The 15999-nt window shown below is 71.5% G+C and carries 17 protein-coding genes; 9 read left to right on the top strand and 8 right to left on the bottom strand.

Going from position 1 to position 15999, the window contains the following annotated elements:
• Positions 1-212 precede the first annotated feature (212 nt).
• Both pknB and HUV60_RS25280 read left to right on the top strand, forming a co-directional pair.
• Positions 213-2141 (top strand): Stk1 family PASTA domain-containing Ser/Thr kinase, encoded by a 1929-nt coding sequence (gene pknB, locus HUV60_RS25285; RefSeq protein WP_257849500.1) that lies wholly within the window; start codon positions 213-215, stop codon positions 2139-2141.
• A 42-nt stretch (positions 2142-2183) separates the two neighbouring features.
• Positions 2184-3062, top strand: a complete 879-nt coding sequence (locus HUV60_RS25280) for a deoxyribonuclease IV (RefSeq protein ID WP_257849499.1) — start codon at positions 2184-2186, stop codon at positions 3060-3062.
• Positions 3063-3078: 16 nt separating this feature from the next.
• Here HUV60_RS25280 and HUV60_RS25275 read toward each other — a convergent pair whose 3' ends face one another.
• The gene (locus tag HUV60_RS25275) at positions 3079-3726 is read right to left on the bottom strand and encodes a sulfite oxidase-like oxidoreductase (protein ID WP_257849498.1); all 648 of its coding nucleotides are present in this window, start codon (positions 3724-3726) and stop codon (positions 3079-3081) included.
• A gap of 182 nt (positions 3727-3908) precedes the next feature.
• Between HUV60_RS25275 and bfr the strand changes: the two genes are divergently transcribed.
• Complete coding sequence (gene bfr, locus HUV60_RS25270; RefSeq protein ID WP_257849497.1) at positions 3909-4427, top strand: bacterioferritin; 519 nt, start codon at positions 3909-3911, stop codon at positions 4425-4427.
• 18 nt (positions 4428-4445) lie between these two features.
• Here the strand turns inward: bfr and HUV60_RS25265 are convergent, their stop codons facing one another.
• Entirely contained in the window at positions 4446-4682 is a 237-nt protein-coding gene (locus tag HUV60_RS25265; protein ID WP_257849496.1) for a (2Fe-2S)-binding protein, read from the bottom strand.
• Positions 4683-4834: 152 nt separating this feature from the next.
• The gene (locus HUV60_RS25260; RefSeq protein ID WP_257849495.1) at positions 4835-6190 is read right to left on the bottom strand and encodes a class II 3-deoxy-7-phosphoheptulonate synthase; all 1356 of its coding nucleotides are present in this window, start codon (positions 6188-6190) and stop codon (positions 4835-4837) included.
• Positions 6191-6426: 236 nt separating this feature from the next.
• Here HUV60_RS25260 and HUV60_RS34060 point away from each other — a divergent pair, with 236 nt between their 5' ends.
• Positions 6427-6483 (top strand): trp operon leader peptide, encoded by a 57-nt coding sequence (locus HUV60_RS34060; protein ID WP_443047547.1) that lies wholly within the window; start codon positions 6427-6429, stop codon positions 6481-6483.
• 113 nt (positions 6484-6596) lie between these two features.
• A complete protein-coding gene (locus HUV60_RS25255; RefSeq protein WP_257849494.1) occupies positions 6597-8504 on the top strand; it encodes an anthranilate synthase family protein in 1908 nt (635 codons plus the stop codon).
• Here HUV60_RS25255 and HUV60_RS25250 read toward each other — a convergent pair.
• From HUV60_RS25250 to HUV60_RS25235, 4 genes are all read right to left on the bottom strand, one after another.
• Positions 8456-9451 carry a 2-hydroxyacid dehydrogenase gene (locus HUV60_RS25250; protein ID WP_257849493.1) on the bottom strand — a complete coding sequence of 332 codons (996 nt, stop codon included), beginning with the start codon at positions 9449-9451 and terminating at the stop codon, positions 8456-8458. The genes HUV60_RS25255 and HUV60_RS25250 overlap by 49 nt on opposite strands.
• A gap of 184 nt (positions 9452-9635) precedes the next feature.
• A complete protein-coding gene (locus tag HUV60_RS25245) occupies positions 9636-10355 on the bottom strand; it encodes a response regulator (RefSeq protein ID WP_257849492.1) in 720 nt (239 codons plus the stop codon).
• A complete protein-coding gene (macS, locus tag HUV60_RS25240; protein WP_257849491.1) occupies positions 10352-11602 on the bottom strand; it encodes a MacS family sensor histidine kinase in 1251 nt (416 codons plus the stop codon). The genes HUV60_RS25245 and macS overlap by 4 nt, the downstream gene beginning before the upstream one ends.
• A gap of 42 nt (positions 11603-11644) precedes the next feature.
• A complete protein-coding gene (locus tag HUV60_RS25235; protein WP_257850249.1) occupies positions 11645-12430 on the bottom strand; it encodes a lysophospholipid acyltransferase family protein in 786 nt (261 codons plus the stop codon).
• A 66-nt stretch (positions 12431-12496) separates the two neighbouring features.
• On the opposite strand from HUV60_RS25235, the gene HUV60_RS25230 reads away from it, so the two are divergent.
• Genes HUV60_RS25230 through HUV60_RS25220 form a run of 3 tightly spaced genes read left to right on the top strand, consistent with a single transcriptional unit; the run spans position 12497 to position 14238 of the window.
• Positions 12497-12691 (top strand): hypothetical protein, encoded by a 195-nt coding sequence (locus tag HUV60_RS25230; RefSeq protein WP_257849490.1) that lies wholly within the window; start codon positions 12497-12499, stop codon positions 12689-12691.
• Entirely contained in the window at positions 12654-13451 is a 798-nt protein-coding gene (locus HUV60_RS25225; RefSeq protein WP_257849489.1) for an alpha/beta hydrolase, read from the top strand. Before HUV60_RS25230 ends, HUV60_RS25225 begins: the two co-directional genes overlap by 38 nt.
• A complete protein-coding gene (locus HUV60_RS25220) occupies positions 13444-14238 on the top strand; it encodes a hypothetical protein (RefSeq protein ID WP_257849488.1) in 795 nt (264 codons plus the stop codon). Before HUV60_RS25225 ends, HUV60_RS25220 begins: the two co-directional genes overlap by 8 nt.
• Positions 14239-14262: 24 nt before the next feature.
• Here the strand turns inward: HUV60_RS25220 and HUV60_RS25215 are convergent, their stop codons facing one another.
• The gene (locus HUV60_RS25215; protein ID WP_257849487.1) at positions 14263-15018 is read right to left on the bottom strand and encodes an endonuclease/exonuclease/phosphatase family protein; all 756 of its coding nucleotides are present in this window, start codon (positions 15016-15018) and stop codon (positions 14263-14265) included.
• 325 nt (positions 15019-15343) lie between these two features.
• Here HUV60_RS25215 and HUV60_RS25210 point away from each other — a divergent pair, with 325 nt between their 5' ends.
• Positions 15344-15877 (top strand): VOC family protein, encoded by a 534-nt coding sequence (locus HUV60_RS25210; RefSeq protein WP_257849486.1) that lies wholly within the window; start codon positions 15344-15346, stop codon positions 15875-15877.
• Positions 15878-15999: the final 122 nt, after the last annotated feature.

Here is a 15999-nt window from a genome sequence, read left to right as displayed (position 1 = left end):
CGTTTCCAGTCGGTCGAGAGGTGAATGCTCCCCGGCGGTGAACGCTCCCCGTGGGAGTGCGCCACCGGCCTCGGCCTCGGCGTCGTGGGCCGGGCCGTGCACGCGTTTGCCCCGCGCCGTGTGCGTGGGTTGCGTCACAGGTCCGCTGCAGTCACGGTGCGGTCCGCGACGAAGCGGTGGGGGTGTCGGCGGCGGCTCGTAGACTCACCTGCGTGGACACGACCCTTCAGGACCCTCTGGTCGGGCAGGTGCTCGACGGCCGGTATCGCGTCGAGGCGCGCATCGCGGTCGGCGGGATGGCCACGGTCTACCGGGCCGTGGACACCCGTCTCGACCGCGTGCTCGCGCTCAAGGTGATGCACCCGGCGCTCGCCGCCGACGGCTCCTTCGTCGACCGGTTCATCCGCGAGGCGAAGTCGGTGGCCCGTCTGGCCCATCCGAACGTGGTTCAGGTCTTCGACCAGGGCACCGACCGGGGGTACGTGTATCTGGCGATGGAGTACGTCGCCGGCTGCACCCTTCGGGACGTGCTGCGTGAGCGCGGGGCGCTGCAGCCGCGGGCCGCGCTGGACATCCTGGAGCCGATGCTGGCCGCGCTCGGCGCCGCCCACCGCGCCGGTTTCGTGCACCGGGACATGAAGCCGGAGAACGTGCTGATAGGGGACGACGGCTGGGTCAAGGTCGCCGACTTCGGCCTGGTCCGGGGCGTGGACACGGTGACGAACACCACCGGCACCGTGCTGGGCACGGTCTCCTACCTGGCACCGGAGCAGATCAAGAACGGTGCCGCCGACCCCCGCGTGGACGTCTACGCGTGCGGCATCCTGCTCTACGAGGTGCTGACGGGTGAGCGTCCGCACGAGGGGGACTCCCCCGCGATCGTGCTCTACAAACATCTGCACGACGACGTACCGCCGCCGTCGGCCGCCGTGCCCGGTATGGCCTACGCGCTGGACGAACTGGTCGCGTCGGCGACCGCGCGCAGTCCGGAGGTCCGCCCGTACGACGCGGTGGCGCTGCTCGCGCAGGTCCGCGAGGTCCGCGGCGGCCTCGACGCGGCGCAGCTGGACGCGACTCCACCGCAGGCACTGTCGTCGCGGCACCACAACGCCGAGGACCGTACGAGCGTCATCCCGCGCGCGCTGACGGTGCCCCGCCCGCTGCCCGTCGACGAGGACACGGACCACCGCACCAGCCGGCTCCCGTTCCCGGCGCCGCTGCCGCCCCGGCGCGGTCCGGTACTGCGCGCTCCGGCGCTGCGGCGCGGCCCGATGACGATCGTCGTCGTGGTGCTGCTGCTCCTCGGGGCCGGAGCGGGCGTCTGGTACATCAACTCGGGCCAGTTCACCAAGGTCCCGCCGCTGCTGGCCAAGACCGAGAAGCAGGCCCGGGACCGGCTGGCTCAGGCCGGGCTGGACGTCGGGCAGGTCGAGGAGGCGTACAGCGACTCCGTGGGGCGGGGCACGGTGATCAGTACGGATCCGGGGGCGGGCGAGCGCATCCGCAACACCGACTCGGTCTCGCTGACCCTCTCCAAGGGGCCGAGGACCGTGCAGGTGCCCGATGTGGACGGCGTCGCACTGGACAAGGCGCGGTCCGCGCTGGAGGACGTGGGCCTGGAGCCCGGCATGGTCACCCAGGAGTTCAGCGAGGACGTGGCCAAGGGCTCCGTGATCTCCACCGGGCCGGCCGGGGGCACCGAGGTCCGTGCGGGCTCGGCGGTGGCGCTCACCGTGAGCAGGGGCAACCCGGTGGACATCCCCGAGGTGACCGGCGAGGACCTTCAGGACGCGCGCGCCGAGCTGGAGGAGGCCGGCCTCGAGGTGGAGGTCGCCACCGGGCGGATCACCTCCGAACACGAGGCGGGACGGGTGGCCCGGCAGAGCCCGGATGCGGGCGGTGAGGCCGTCGAGGGGGACACCGTGACGCTGACGCTGTCCAAGGGCCCCGAGATGGTCGAGGTTCCCGACGTGGTCGGGGACGGCGTGGACAAGGCCACCAGGACGCTGGAGGCGGCCGGGTTCCGGGTCGAGGAGGACCGCGGACTGCTCGGACTGTTCGGCGACACCGTCGACGAACAGTCCGTGGCGGGCGGGGACACCGCGCCCAAGGGCTCGACGATCACCCTCAGGATCCGCTGATCCGCCGGCGGGCGCCGGACGCACGCGTGACACCCTGGACGGGTGAAGAGTCACCTGTCCGGCCCTGCCCGCAACCCGGTCGGCGGCCATGTCCCCGTGGCCGGCGGTCTGCATTCCGTCGGTCTGTCCTACGCCCGTGAGCTGCGTGCGGAGACCGTGCAGGTCTTCGTCGCCAATCCGCGGGGCTGGGCGACGCCGGTCGGCAGCCCGAAGCAGGACGAGGCCTTCCGCGAGACGTGTGCGGCCGAGGCGATCCCGGCGTACGTGCACGCCCCGTACCTGATCAACTTCGGGTCACACACCCGGGCGACCGCCGAACGGTCCGCCGAGTCGCTGCGGCACTCGCTGCGGCGCGGGCGCGAGATCGGGGCACTGGGCGTGGTGGTCCACACCGGCAGCGCGACCGGTGGACGCGAGCGGTCGGTGGCGCTGGCACAGGTACGGGAGTACCTGCTGCCGCTGCTCGACGAGCTCACCCATGACGACGACCCGTTCCTGCTGCTGGAGTCGACGGCCGGCCAGGGCTCCTCCCTCTGCTCGCGGACCTGGGACTTCGGGCCGTACTTCGAGGTGCTGGACGCCCATCCGAAGCTGGGCGTCTGCCTGGACACCTGTCATGTCTTCGCGGCCGGTCACGATCTGACCGGACCGGACGGGATGCACCGGACGCTGGATCTGTTGGTGGACACGGTCGGTGAGGGGCGGCTGAAACTGATCCACGCCAATGACTCGATGGATGTGGCCGGCGCGCACAAGGACCGTCACGCGAACATCGGCGACGGCCGTATCGGCGAGGACCCGTTCCGCGCGCTGATGACACACCCCGCGACCGAGGGCGTGCCGCTGATCATCGAGACGCCCGGCGGCAAGGAGGGGCACGCGGCGGACGTGGAGCGGCTGAAGAAGCTCCGGGAGTCGTAGTCCCACCCGGACCGGCTCAGAGCCCGGGGCCGTCCCCGGGCTCCTCCTGGTACGAGTAGCGCTGCTCCTTCCAGGGATCGCCGACGTTGTGATAGCCGCGCTCCTCCCAGAAACCGCGGCGGTCGTCGGTCATGTACTCCACTCCGCGGACCCATTTGGGTCCCTTCCAGGCGTACAGATGGGGAACGACCAGACGGAGCGGAAATCCGTGCTCGGCGGTCAGCAGTTCACCGTCCTTGTGGGTGGCGAAGAGGGTCCGCTCGGACGAGAAGTCCGCCAGACGCAGGTTGGAACTGAATCCGTACTCGGCCCACACCATCACATGGGTGACGTCGGGCGCGGGCGGGGCGAGCTCCAGGACGGTGCGCGCCGGAATGCCGCCCCATTCGGCTCCGAGCATGCTGAACTTGGTGACGCAGTGCAGGTCGGCCACGACGCTGCGGTACGGCAGGGCCGTGAACTCCTCATGGTTCCAGCGGTGCTTGTCGCCCTCGGCGGTGGCGCCGAACACCCTGAAGTCCCAGCGCTCGGCCCGGAACCTGGGCACCGGCCCGTAGTGCGTGACCGGCCAGCCCTTCTGCAGCCGCTGCCCCGGCGGAAGCTCGAACCGTGCCCCTTCCTCCGTTGGGCGCTCCTCCGATTCGCGTTCCGCCGGCTGACCCATGCTTCCATCCTGACAGACCCTGCGTGACGCATCGGACCGGGGCCACGAAGACGAGCAATCCATGTAAAACATCTGCAAATGTACTCTTACTTGCTAAGTCAACGCTTACTGGACGATCTTCTCCGCCGGTGGAATCATGCGGCGCATCTGACTCGTACATCCGTATGGAAGGAGCTTCTGCGATGCAGGGCGACCCCGAGGTCATCGAATTCCTCAACGAGCAGCTGACCGCCGAGCTGACCGCGATCAACCAGTACTTCCTGCACTCGAAGCTGCAGGACCACAAGGGCTGGACCAAACTCGCCGAGTACACGCGCGCCGAGTCCTTCGACGAGATGCGTCACGCGGAGGTCCTCACCGACCGCATCCTGCTGCTCGACGGCCTGCCCAACTACCAGCGGCTCTTCCACGTGCGGGTCGGGCAGACGGTGACGGAGATGTTCCAGGCCGACCGGGAGGTCGAGGTCGAGGCCATCGACCGCCTGCGCCGGGGCGTGGAGGTCATGCGCCGCAAGAACGACATCACGTCCGCCAACATCTTCGAGGCGATCCTCGCCGACGAGGAACACCACATCGACTACCTGGACACCCAGCTGGGACTCATCGAGAAGCTGGGCGAGGCACTGTATCTGTCGACGGTGACCGAGCAGTCCCAGCCGGACCCCTCGGGCCCGGGGACGAGCGGCTTCTCGACCCGCTGAGCCGACAGCCGACAGGCCTTACGCGGCTTCGGGCAGCTCCGCCACGAGGGGCGGCCGGCCCTGGTCGGCCACCTGCCGGCGGGGGCAGGCGCCACGGCCGAGCAGCGCCTGGATGCGCCGCACGCAGCCGCCGCAGTCGGTGCCGGCCTTGCAGGCGGAGGCGATCTGCCGAGGAGTGCAGGCCCCGGCGTCCGCGTGAATCCTCACCTGTTCCTCGGTCACCCCGAAGCAGCTGCAGACGAACACGCGGTTCACCTCCCGACGTAGGACTGGGTCGCGCCATCCCGACCCCTGATCGGTGAGGCTAACCTAACCTTACCTGTCGTCCGGAGGGCAGAAAAGTGGGGTGGGGCGCGGACCCTGTGTGATCCGCGCCCCACCCCTGCCGTTCCCGCAGCTGAGCGATGTTACTGGTCCCGGTACATCTCGGCGACGAGGAACGCCAGGTCCAGCGACTGGCTGCGGTTGAGCCGCGGGTCGCAGGCGGTCTCGTAGCGCTGGTGCAGATCGTCGACGAAGATCTCGTCGCCGCCGCCCACGCACTCGGTGACGTCGTCGCCGGTGAGTTCCACGTGGATGCCGCCGGGGTGGGTGCCCAGCCCCTTGTGGACCTCGAAGAAGCCCTTCACCTCGTCGAGCACGTCGTCGAAGCGGCGGGTCTTGTGGCCGGAGGCCGCCTCGAAGGTGTTGCCGTGCATCGGGTCGGTCACCCAGGCGACGGTGGTACCGGAGGCGGCGACCTTCTCGACCAGCTCGGGCAGCTTGTCGCGGATCTTGTCCGCGCCCATGCGGACGATGAAGGTCAGCCGGCCGGGCTCGCGGTCCGGGTCGAGACGCTCGATGTACTGCAGCGCCTCCTCGGCCGTCGTCGTCGGGCCGAGCTTGATGCCGAGGGGGTTGCGGATCCGCGAGGCGAACTCGATGTGCGCGTGGTCCATCTGCCGGGTGCGCTCGCCGACCCACACCATGTGCGCGGAGACGTCGTACAGCTGCCCGGTGCGCGAGTCGACGCGGGTCAGCGCCGACTCGTAGTCCATCAGCAGCGCCTCGTGCGAGGAGAAGAACTCGACGGTCTTGAATTCCTCCGGCTCGGCCCCGCAGGCCTGCATGAAGTTCAGCGCGTTGTCGATCTCGCGGGCGAGCTGCTCGTAGCGCTGGCCCGACGGGGACGACTTCACGAAGTCCTGGTTCCAGGCGTGCACCTGACGCAGGTCGGCGTAACCGCCGGTGGTGAAGGCGCGCACCAGGTTCAGCGTGGAGGCCGAGGCGTGGTACATCCGCTTCAGCCGCTCGGGGTCCGGGACGCGGGCGGCCTCGGTGAAGTCGAAGCCGTTGACGGAGTCGCCCCGGTAGGTGGGCAGCGTCACACCGTCGCGGGTCTCGGTCGACTTGGAGCGCGGCTTGGAGTACTGGCCGGCGATCCGGCCCACCTTCACCACGGGCACGGACGCGGCGTAGGTGAGGACGGCGCCCATCTGGAGCAAGGTCTGGAGTTTGGCCCGGATGTGCTCGGCGGACACCGCGCCGAAGGATTCGGCGCAGTCGCCGCCCTGGAGGAGGAACGCCTCTCCCTTGGCGACCGCGGCCATACGCGCGCGCAGCTGGTCGCACTCGCCGGCGAACACCAACGGGGGATACGTTTCGAGCTCGGCGATCACATCGCGCAGAGCCTCGGCATCCGGGTACTCGGGCTGCTGCGCCGCGGGCAGGTTGCGCCAAGTCGCCTGAGCGGCGACGCTTCGAGGATCAGCGTTCACGGTCACGGGCCCAAGAGTACGCGGTCGGTTCGGTTGTCCATCGCCGCGCTCGGTCCGTGAGACAGATCTGACCGGCCGGTTCGAGCCGGCAGACCCCGACGCCCCCGCGGCGGCGGGGAGCAACCGTACGGTGCTCGTCTGGAGCAGTGTCCTGAGCGGACCCTCCGCGCCGGCGGGGAACATCGTGTGCAACGACACGGAACGGCCCACGTCGCGCATGCTCGTCGTGTAGCGTGCGTGACATGTTCGCGCACTCGATCCGGAACTGGTGGTGGCCCGCTTCTCCGGCGGCCCACTGATCTTGTAGCGCGTACACAAGACTTCGCGAAGGCCGCCCGAGGGGCGGCCTTCGGCGTTCGCGGACAGCGCGGCGCCCGCGGGCCGGCCCTCCCTTATCGAGGGACCACGACCGATGAACCTGCTCGACCTGCTCGACGATTCCCGTCCGTTCGCCCTGCTGCGCCGCCGCACGCCCGGCCACGACGACACCGTGGTGGAACTGCTGCTCGGCCCCGTCACCTCCCGTGACCGCCTGGCGGACCTGCCCGACGAAGGGCTGGCGCTCATCCCCTTCCGGCAGATCCGGGAGCGCGGTTTCGACGTGCGCGACGACGGCACCCCCCTGCTGGTGCTGACCCCCGAGGAGCGCCACGAGATCCCGCTCGCCGAGGCCCTGGCGCAGCTGCCCACGCACGACGTGCGGGTGGAGGGCGGCGGCTTCGACGTCGGCGACGAGGAGTACGCCGAAATCGTCGGGCGGGTGCTGCGGGAGGAGATCGGGCGGGGCGAGGGTGCCAACTTCGTGATCCGGCGGACGTACGAGGGGGAGGTCCCCGGGTTCGGGCGGGCCGACGCGCTGGCGCTGTTCCGGCGGCTGCTGACGGGCGAACGGGGCGCGTACTGGACGTTCGTGGTGCACACCGGGCAGGAGGCGGGAGGGCGGACACTGGTCGGGGCGAGCCCCGAGGTGCATGTGCGCGCGTCCGGCGGGACGGTCGTGATGAACCCGATCAGCGGCACCTACCGGTACCCGGCCGACGGGCCGACCCCCGGGCATCTGCTGGAGTTCCTCGCCGACGGCAAGGAGATCGAGGAGCTGTCGATGGTCGTCGACGAGGAACTCAAGATGATGTGCACCGTCGGCGACATGGGCGGTGTCGTGGTCGGGCCCCGGCTGAAGGAGATGGCGCACCTCGCGCACACGGAGTACGAGCTGCGCGGCCGGTCCTCGCTGGATGTGCGGGAGGTACTGAAGGAGACCATGTTCGCCGCGACCGTCACGGGGTCGCCGGTGCAGAACGCCTGCCGGGTGATCGAGCGGTACGAGTCCCTCGGGCCGGACGGTGCCGGGCGTGGTTACTACGCGGGGGCGCTGGCGCTGCTCGGCCGGGATGCGGGTGGGGCCCAGACCCTCGACTCCCCCATCCTCATCCGCACCGCCGACATCGACGCGGCCGGACGGCTGCGGGTGCCGGTCGGCGCCACGCTGGTGCGGGGCTCGGACCCGGCGGGCGAGGTCGCCGAGACCCACGCGAAGGCGGCCGGGGTGCTCGCCGCGCTGGGGGTGCGTCCCGGGGGACCGCGCGAGGAGCCCGTACGGCCACGGCTGGCGGACGACCCCCGGGTGCGGGCGGCACTGGACGGGCGGCGGGCCTCACTGGCCCCGTTCTGGCTGCGGATGCGGGAGCCGTCGGCCGCGCTGGAGGGACACGCCCTGGTCGTCGACGGGGAGGACACCTTCACGGCGATGCTCGCGCATGTGCTGCGCTCGTCGGGGCTCACGGTCACCGTCCGGCGGTACGACGAACCCGGACTCCGGAAGACGGTACTCGGGCACGAGGGGCCTGTGGTACTGGGTCCCGGCCCCGGTGACCCGTCCGACACGGCCGACCCGAGGATGCGGTTCCTGCGCGGCCTGACCGCCGCGGTGGTCGGGGAGAACCGGCACGGCGTGCTCGGTGTCTGCCTCGGCCACGAGCTGATCGCGGCCGAGCTGGGTCTGGAGACCGTCCGCAAGGAGGTGCCGTACCAGGGAACGCAGACGGAGATCGACCTGTTCGGGCGGCCGGAGACGGTCGGCTTCTACAACAGCTTCGTCGCGCGCTGCGACGACGGAGCGGCGGCGGAGCTGGCGGCGCGCGGCGTCGAGGTGAGCCGCGCGGCGAACGGCGAGGTGCACGCGCTGCGCGGACCCCGGTTCGCGTCGCTGCAGTTCCACCCCGAGTCGGTGCTCACCCTGAACGGCGCGGCGATCGTCGCCGAGCTGACGGGTCAGCTGCGCGGGACCAGGACGTTCTCCGAGCGGCGGCCCTCGGTGTAGTCGAGGACGTTGCGCACCGTGGTGTCGATGATCTGGCCGACGGCGTCCACGGTGTAGTACGCCTGGTGGGACGTGACCAGCACGTTCGGGAAGGTGACGAGGCGGGCCAGGGTGTCGTCCTCGATGGCCTCCAGGGACTTGTCGAGGAAGAACAGGCCCGCCTCCGCCTCGTACACGTCCAGTCCGACACCGGTGAAGCGGCCCGCCCGCAGTTCGGCGACGAGGGCGACGGTGTCCACGAGTCCGCCGCGGCTGGAGTTCACCAGGACGGCGTCGTCCCGCATTGTCCGCAGGGCGGCGCCGTCGATCAGGTGGAGGGTCTCCGGCAGCAGCGGAACGTGCAGGCTGACCAGGTCGGATTCGGCGAGCAGCTGTTCCTTGGGGACGTAGGTCATGCCGAGGTCACGGCAGGCGGGGTTCTCGGCGACGTCCCAGCCGAGCAGCCGCATGCCGAAGCCGTGCGCGATCCGGGTGAAGGCCTCACCGATCTTGCCGGTGCCGATGACGCCGACGGTGCGGCCGTGCATGTCACGGCCCATCAGCCCGTCGAGCCGGAAGTCGAAGTCACGGGTGCGGGTGGAGGCACGGACGATCCGCCGGTTGACGGCCATGGCGAGGGCCCAGGCGAACTCGGCGACCGAGTGGGGCGAGTAGTAAGACACCCGGGCGACCGTCAGGCCGAGCCGCTCGGCCGTCTTCAGGTCGACGTTGTTGAAGCCGGTGGACCGCTGGGCGATCATCCGGGTGCCGCCGGCCGCCAGGCTCTCCAGGACACCTGCGCCGAGGTCGCAGTTGACGCTGGTGGAGATCACCTCGTGGCCCGCCGCGATGGGCGCGGTGTCCTCGTTGAGGAAGACATGCAGGCCTCGCACCTCGTGGTGCCCTTGGAAGGCCCGCTCGATCAGGGGCTTCTCGTCGGCCTGCACACCGAACGCGAGGATCTCCACAGGGTCCCTCCGGGGGTCGTGCCGGGAACGCTTCCGTACGCGACGACTGCCGCATCCGCGAATATACGGGGCCGGGAGCGGATGCGCCTGGGCCGAACGGGGCAGCAGCGGCGCGTTTCGGCCCCGGCTGCCGGGTCCGGCGGGAAAGCCCAACCACCGGACGGTTCAGAGGGTTTGCCGGGTGCTACTCGTCGTCGAGGCCTCGCTCGATGGCGTAGCGGACGAGTTCCACCCGGTTGTGCAGCTGGAGCTTGCCGAGGGTGTTCTGGACGTGGTTCTGCACCGTGCGGTGGGAGATGACGAGCCGTTCGGCGATCTGCTTGTAGCTGAGGCCCTTGGCGACCAGGCGCAGCACCTCGGTCTCCCGGCCGGTCAGCCGGGGTGCCCTGGAGGCGCCGCCCTCCGGGGCGGGCGCCGGGTCGGAGGCCAGCCTGCGGTACTCACCGAGGACCAGTCCGGCCAGGCCCGGGGTGAACACCGGGTCGCCGACGGCCGTACGGCGCACCGCGTCCTGCAGGTCCTGGGGGGAGGCGGACTTCAGCAGATAGCCGGTGGCCCCGGACTTCACCGCCTCCAGGACGTCGGTGTGTTCGCCGCTCGCCGAGAGCACCAGCACCCGCAGCGCGGGATTCCCGGCGACGACCTCCTTGCAGACCTGGACGCCGGGCTTGCCGGGCAGGTTCAGGTCGAGGACGAGGACGTCGGGGGCCACGGCCTTGGCTCGGCGCACGGCCTGGTCGCCGTCGCCCGCGGTGGCGACCACCTCGAAGCCGGACTCGGACAGGTCCCGGGCGACGGCGTCGCGCCACATGGGGTGGTCGTCGACCACCATCACCCTCACCGGGCCCCGCCCGTCCCCGGGTTCCCCGTCTGCCCTCTCTCCCCCCGCAGTGTCCGTCGTCATCCCTGTTCCGCCTTCCCCCGTGCGTCCCGTTCGCCGTCGCTGTCCTTCGGTACCTTCAGCTCGACCTCCGTGCCCTGGCCGGGTACCGAGATCAGTTCCGCGCTGCCGCCGAGGTCGCTCAGCCGCCCCCGGATCGACAGGACCACCCCGAGCCGCCCCTCTCCCTCGGCCTGGGCGAGCCGGCCCTCGGGGATGCCGGGCCCGTCGTCGCGGACGGTGACGATCACCTCGTCCGGCTCGTCCTCGACCAGGATCCAGGCGCGCGCGCGTGCCCCCGCGTGTTTGCGTACGTTGTCCAGGGCGGCCCCGACGGCGGCGGTGAGCTCCCGGGCGGCGGCCGGAGCGAGCGGCACCGGTGCCCCGGGTTCGGCGAGGCTGACGAGGGCGCCGGCGTACGGGGCGAGCAGGGCACGCAGGTCGACGGGGTCGTCGCCGGGGCCGTCCGGGTCGTCCCGCGTCTCGTCCGCGGCCCGTGCCGCGGCTGCTTCGGCCGAGTCCTGCGGCGCCCTGGGGACGGGTATCAGGCCACCGGAGACCAGGGTGCGCAGCGCCACTTCCTGCTCGCCGGCCATCCGGCCCAGCTCGGCCGCCTCGCCGCCGAGCACCGTGCCGCGCCGCTGCACCATCGCGAGCACCTGGAGCACGCTGTCGTGGATGTCCCGCGCGAGCCGCTCGCGCTCCCTGGTCGCGGCCTCGATCTCCAGGGCGCGGGCGAGGGTGCGCTCGGAGGCGCGGGCGACCTCGACGACGTAGCCGATGGCGATGGACGCGACCCAGACGAGGATCACGTTGTGCACGGTGTCCCGGGCGGGGCCGCCGCGCTCGATCAGGTTGGCGACGGCGACCAGGGTGGAAGCGAGGGCGGCCCAGCGCCAGCCACCCTTGATCGCGAAGGCGAGCACCGCGCCCGCGGTCCATATCGACGGCATCGTCGGACCGCCGGCCTCGACCCGCGCCGGGTCGTCGGCGACGGGGGTGAGCAGGATGCCGGCGAGCGCGACGGTCAGGTCGGCGGCGAGGAAGCGCTTGGTGCAGCCGTCGGCGTTCGCGACCCGGGGCAGGGTGGCCAGTGTCCACACGGCCAGCAGGGCGAAGTAGGCCACGGCCAGCCAGGGACGCTCGAACCGCTCGTAGGCGGTGGCGAACAGGCCGATCGCGTACCCCGTGGCGAGGACCCGGTACCCGGCGAGCGCGCGCCACAGCGGCTGCTCGACCGATATCCTCGTGACTCTCTCGCGCCTGGGCATGTCCTCCCCACCTTCGCCCCGGGCCCGCCCCCGTCCACACGCTTAGGGGGCGGACCACCGCTGCTCGGCAGCCTGTTCCCGCTCTGCCTCCTCCTCCGCCTTCCCGGCGCGGGAGAGCCCGGCCTTCGCGGCCTTCTCCGCCTCCTTCTCGGCCTTCGCCGCCTCCATGAGCTGCCGCTTCATGGCGGTCGCGTACATGTCCACGTACTCCTGGCCGGAGAGCTTCATGATCTCGTACATGACCTCGTCGGTCACCGCACGGAGTACGAAACGGTCGTGCCCCACGCCCTCGTAGCGGCTGAACTCCAGCGGCTTGCCGATGCGTATGCCGGGCCGGACCAACTTCGGGACGACCTTTCCCGGCGGCTGGACCTTCTCCGTGTCGATCATGGCGACCGGGAGCACGGGCGCGCCGGTGGCGAGGGCCACGCGCGCGAGGCCGCCCGGCTTGCCGCGGTAGAGACGGCCGTCGGGCGAGCGCGTACCCTCGGGGTAGAGGCCGAACAGCTCGCCTCGTCCGAGGACCTCCATGCCGCTCCTGATCGCCGCCTCACCGGCACCGCGCGCGCCGGAGCGGTCCACCGGGAGCTGGCCCGCGCCCCTGAAGAAGGCGGCCGTCAGCCGGCCCTTCACCCCCGGTGTGGTGAAGTACTCGGCCTTGGCTATGAAGGTGATCTTGCGGTCGAGGACGGCCGGCAGGAAGAAGGAGTCGGAGAACGACAGGTGGTTGCTGGCCAGGATGGCGGGCCCTTCCGCGGGGACGTGCTCCAGGCCCTCCACCCAGGGTCTGAAGGCAAGCTTCAGCGACCCTCCGACGGTGACCTTCATCGCGCCGTACAACACCCGAGTGCCTTCCTGTGCGTGTGGCACAGACCCTAACCCGGAGCACCGTCAATGGCTCCGACGGCCCTGGTCGGTGTCAGTGCGGTCGCGTACGGTGAAGGTCCTGCAACCCGTCTGCAGCCCGTCGACTTCCTCGACCCTTTCCACGACGTCCACGACTTCGACGGCTTCGACGACTTCGACGACTCTTACGACCGGGAGGCCGAAAGTGCCGCTCCTGACCGGAGCCGAGCCGTATCGCCGTGAGGGCGGGGAGGCCGCTGTCCTCCTCTGCCACGGCTTCACCGGTTCGCCTCAGTCGCTGCGCCCGTGGGCGGAGCATTTCGCCGAGCACGGCCTGACCGTCTCGCTGCCCCTGCTCCCGGGGCACGGCACCCGCTGGGAGGACCTGCGGGCCACCGGCTGGCAGGACTGGTACGCGGAGGTGGACCGCGAACTGCGCCTGCTGCGGGACCGCTGCTCACGCGTGTTCGTGGCCGGTCTGTCCATGGGCGGCGCGCTGGCCCTGCGCCTGGCCGCGCGGCACGGCGACGCGGTGAGCGGGGTCATGGTCGTCAACCCGGCGAACCGGGTGCACGGTGTGGCCGCGCACGCCCTCCCGGTGCTCCGTCATCTCGTCCCGGCGACGAAGGGCATCGCGAGCGACATCGCCAAGCCGTCGGTCGAGGAGCTGGGCTACGACCGGGTGCCGCTGCACGCGGCCCACTCCCTGCGTACCTTCCTGCGCATGCTCGACGGCGAGCTTCCCCAGGTCACCCAGCCGCTGCTGCTTCTGCGCAGTCCGCAGGACCATGTGGTGCCGCCCGCCGACTCGGCCCGGATCCTCGGCCGCGTCTCGTCGCTCGACGTGACGGAGGTCCTGCTGGAACAGAGCTACCACGTGGCGACGTTGGACCACGACGCGGAGCGGATCTTCCGGGAGAGCACCGCGTTCATCGGCCGGCTCGCACCCGGCGCCGTCAAGGAGCCCGGTCTCGGCAGGGAAGGGACGACCACAGGTGGCTGAGCACGACTCGGACCGCGAGGACCGCGAGGGGCGGGAGGACCAGGAGGGGCGCGAGGCACGTACGGGCCAGGGGCGGGAGGACCAGGAGGGGCGCGAGGCACGTACGGGCCAGGGGCGGGAGGACCAGGAGGGGCGCGAGGCACGTACGGGCCAGGGGCGGGAGGACCAGGAGGGGCGCGAGGCACGTACGGGCCAGGGGCGGGAGGGCGGTGGCCCGGCGCATCAGGACCAGGACGTTCCCTTCGACGAGGATGCCGCGTGGGAGGCGATCGTCGCCGGGTACGGTGACGAGCCGCCGGACCCGTCGGGTGCCAAGCCGTTCAAGTCGGTCGAGGATCTGGCGCTGCTGGAGTCCGACACCAACACCGACACCCGTACCGAGGCCACCGACGACGGGGCACCGGCCGAGGCGCCGACGCGGGCCGGGGACAAGCCGGTCAAGCCGCTGGGCGGTTCGGTCGCCTTCGCTCCGGGCGTGGGGGGCCCGCGCGACTACAGCGTGTCCGAGCCGTCGGAGGAGGATGTCGGCGACGGCGACGAGGGCCATTTCGTCCCGCCGGAGCCCCCGCCGCTGCCCGATGCGGACGTCACGTCCAAGTTCGCGTGGCTGGGAGTACTGGGCGGTCCGGTGCTGCTCCTGCTGGCGATACTGCTCGGCTGGGAGATGACCTGGTGGCTGACCACGCTCTGCATCGGCGGTTTCCTGGGCGGTTTCGCCACTCTGGTGATGCGGATGCGCACCGGCGACGAGGAGGACGACGATCCGGGCCGGGGCGCGGTGGTCTGAGAGCGGCCCACCCGCCCACGCGCACTACGCGGCCGGCACTCTGAGCGCGGCCAGGACCGGCAGGTGATCGGTGGCCGCCCTCAGGTCGGCCTCGGTCACTCCCGGCTGGCCGAGCGGGACACCGCAGCCCAGAACCTCGACGCCCCTGGTGGCGAACAGGGCGTCGATGCGCTGGTGCGGCTCGGCGGACGTCGAGGTGTACTCGCCGCCCCATGGCCCGGCGGCCCAGCAGTCCGTGAGGGAGTCCCCCAGCCGCCGGAAGGTGCGGCCGTCCGGTCGCTCGTTGAGGTCACCACCCGCGACCGCGTGCTCCGCGCCCATCCCGGCGAGCCGGTCGAGGAGCATGCCGCCCTGCGCGTACCGCTCGTCCTTCCGCAGCGACAGATGGCAGCTCAGCACCCCGAACCGGGCCCCGCCGAACCCTACGACCGCGGTGGCGAAGCCGCGCCGGTGCAGCCCCGGGGTGAGCGGCAGCAGGACGTCCTCGGTGCGCTCGACGGTCGCCCGCAGCGAGCACAGGATCGCGGGACCGGCGGCCGTGGCACCTCCGGAGAGGGTCACCAGTCCGGAGGCTGAGGCCAGCCGGGCCAGTTTCTTGCGCCAGCGGAAGAAGCGCGGCGCCTCCTGGACCAGGACCAGGTCGGGGGCGCAGGCGGTGATCACCCGGGCGAGGGCGTCCGTGTCGTCGTACATCGACCGGATGTTGTAGCTCATGACACGGACCACGGCCGAACCGTCGGCCCCGGTCCGGGAGTCGGGCAGCAGCGAAGTCGTCGCCATGCGGATCAAGATACGCCGACCCGCGCGCCCGAAAGCGCCATACGGGCCGACGTGTACGGGCCGGTCCGGGTGTTCGGCCCGGGCCACCGCCTCCGGGTCCCGCCCCGGGCATGCGCGCGGGCGGACGCAGGACCGGCATGGGCGCAGACGAGCGGTACGGGGACGACGACGGCTGGGATGTTCACGTCCTCGGGCAGGTGGGTCACCTCCGGCACGTAGGTGCAGGGCCGGTCACGGCCCGGGGTCGGCCGCTGTTCAGGACAGCGGCCGACCGGATCGGCACCTGTCGTCGCCGTCGGCCACCGACGTCGGTGAAAGGACCGCGATGCCGGGGCAGGGCAACACCGTGCCGGAGGGCTGCACCGCTGTCGCACCCTGGGTCGTCACCGACGGCACGGGGGCCTTCCTCGGCTTCGTCACCGAGGCGTTCGGCGGTGAGGAGCTCGGGCGGGTGCCGACCGAAGACGGTCTGGTCGGGCACGGTGGGATCCGGGTCGGCGACACCGTCGTGCCGGCCTTCGACCGACACGACGACCGGCCGGCCGTCCCGAGCCTGCTGCGCGTGTTCGTCGCCGGCGCGGACGAGGCGTTCTCCCGGGCCGTCGCCGCCGGCGGCCGGGTCGTCACACCCGTGCTGGACGGCGCCTTCGGGCAGCGCGGAGGGTGTGTCGAGGACCCCTTCGGCAACATCTGGTGGGTGGTCGGCTGTGTGGAGTACGTCTCGGAGGGGGAGACGTGGAGGCGGCTGCGGGATCCCCTCCACGCCGAGGGCATGCGCGTGGCTCAGGAGACTCTCGGCGTCGAGCTCAGCGGTCGACGCCATGGACGCAGCAGCGCCCCCGTCAAGGCGGGCGGCTGACCGACGAGCGATCGGCGTCACCCGGCGAAGCCACCCGGCCGGCGGTGCCGGCATGCCGAGGGGCCCGGAGCCGGGCCCGGGAACGACAACGCCCGCCGTGGCCCCCGGAGGGGAGCAGGCGG

This window comes from Streptomyces sp. KMM 9044 (assembly GCF_024701375.2).
Taxonomy (GTDB): domain Bacteria; phylum Actinomycetota; class Actinomycetes; order Streptomycetales; family Streptomycetaceae; genus Streptomyces.
Note: the sequence above shows the minus strand (reverse complement) of the source record. Positions and strands in the feature narration are given on the sequence as shown.

Coding starts and splice junctions, on each gene's coding strand:
- HUV60_RS25255 (WP_257849494.1), top strand. CDS start 6,597: ATGAACCTGCTCGACCTGCTCGACGATTCCCGTCCGTTCGCCCTGCTG.
- HUV60_RS25230 (WP_257849490.1), top strand. CDS start 12,497: ATGGCTCCGACGGCCCTGGTCGGTGTCAGTGCGGTCGCGTACGGTGAA.
- macS (WP_257849491.1), bottom strand. CDS start 11,602: ATGCCCAGGCGCGAGAGAGTCACGAGGATATCGGTCGAGCAGCCGCTG.
- HUV60_RS25245 (WP_257849492.1), bottom strand. CDS start 10,355: ATGACGACGGACACTGCGGGGGGAGAGAGGGCAGACGGGGAACCCGGG.
- HUV60_RS25215 (WP_257849487.1), bottom strand. CDS start 15,018: ATGGCGACGACTTCGCTGCTGCCCGACTCCCGGACCGGGGCCGACGGT.
- bfr (WP_257849497.1), top strand. CDS start 3,909: ATGCAGGGCGACCCCGAGGTCATCGAATTCCTCAACGAGCAGCTGACC.
- HUV60_RS25275 (WP_257849498.1), bottom strand. CDS start 3,726: ATGGGTCAGCCGGCGGAACGCGAATCGGAGGAGCGCCCAACGGAGGAA.
- HUV60_RS25235 (WP_257850249.1), bottom strand. CDS start 12,430: ATGAAGGTCACCGTCGGAGGGTCGCTGAAGCTTGCCTTCAGACCCTGG.
- HUV60_RS25210 (WP_257849486.1), top strand. CDS start 15,344: ATGCCGGGGCAGGGCAACACCGTGCCGGAGGGCTGCACCGCTGTCGCA.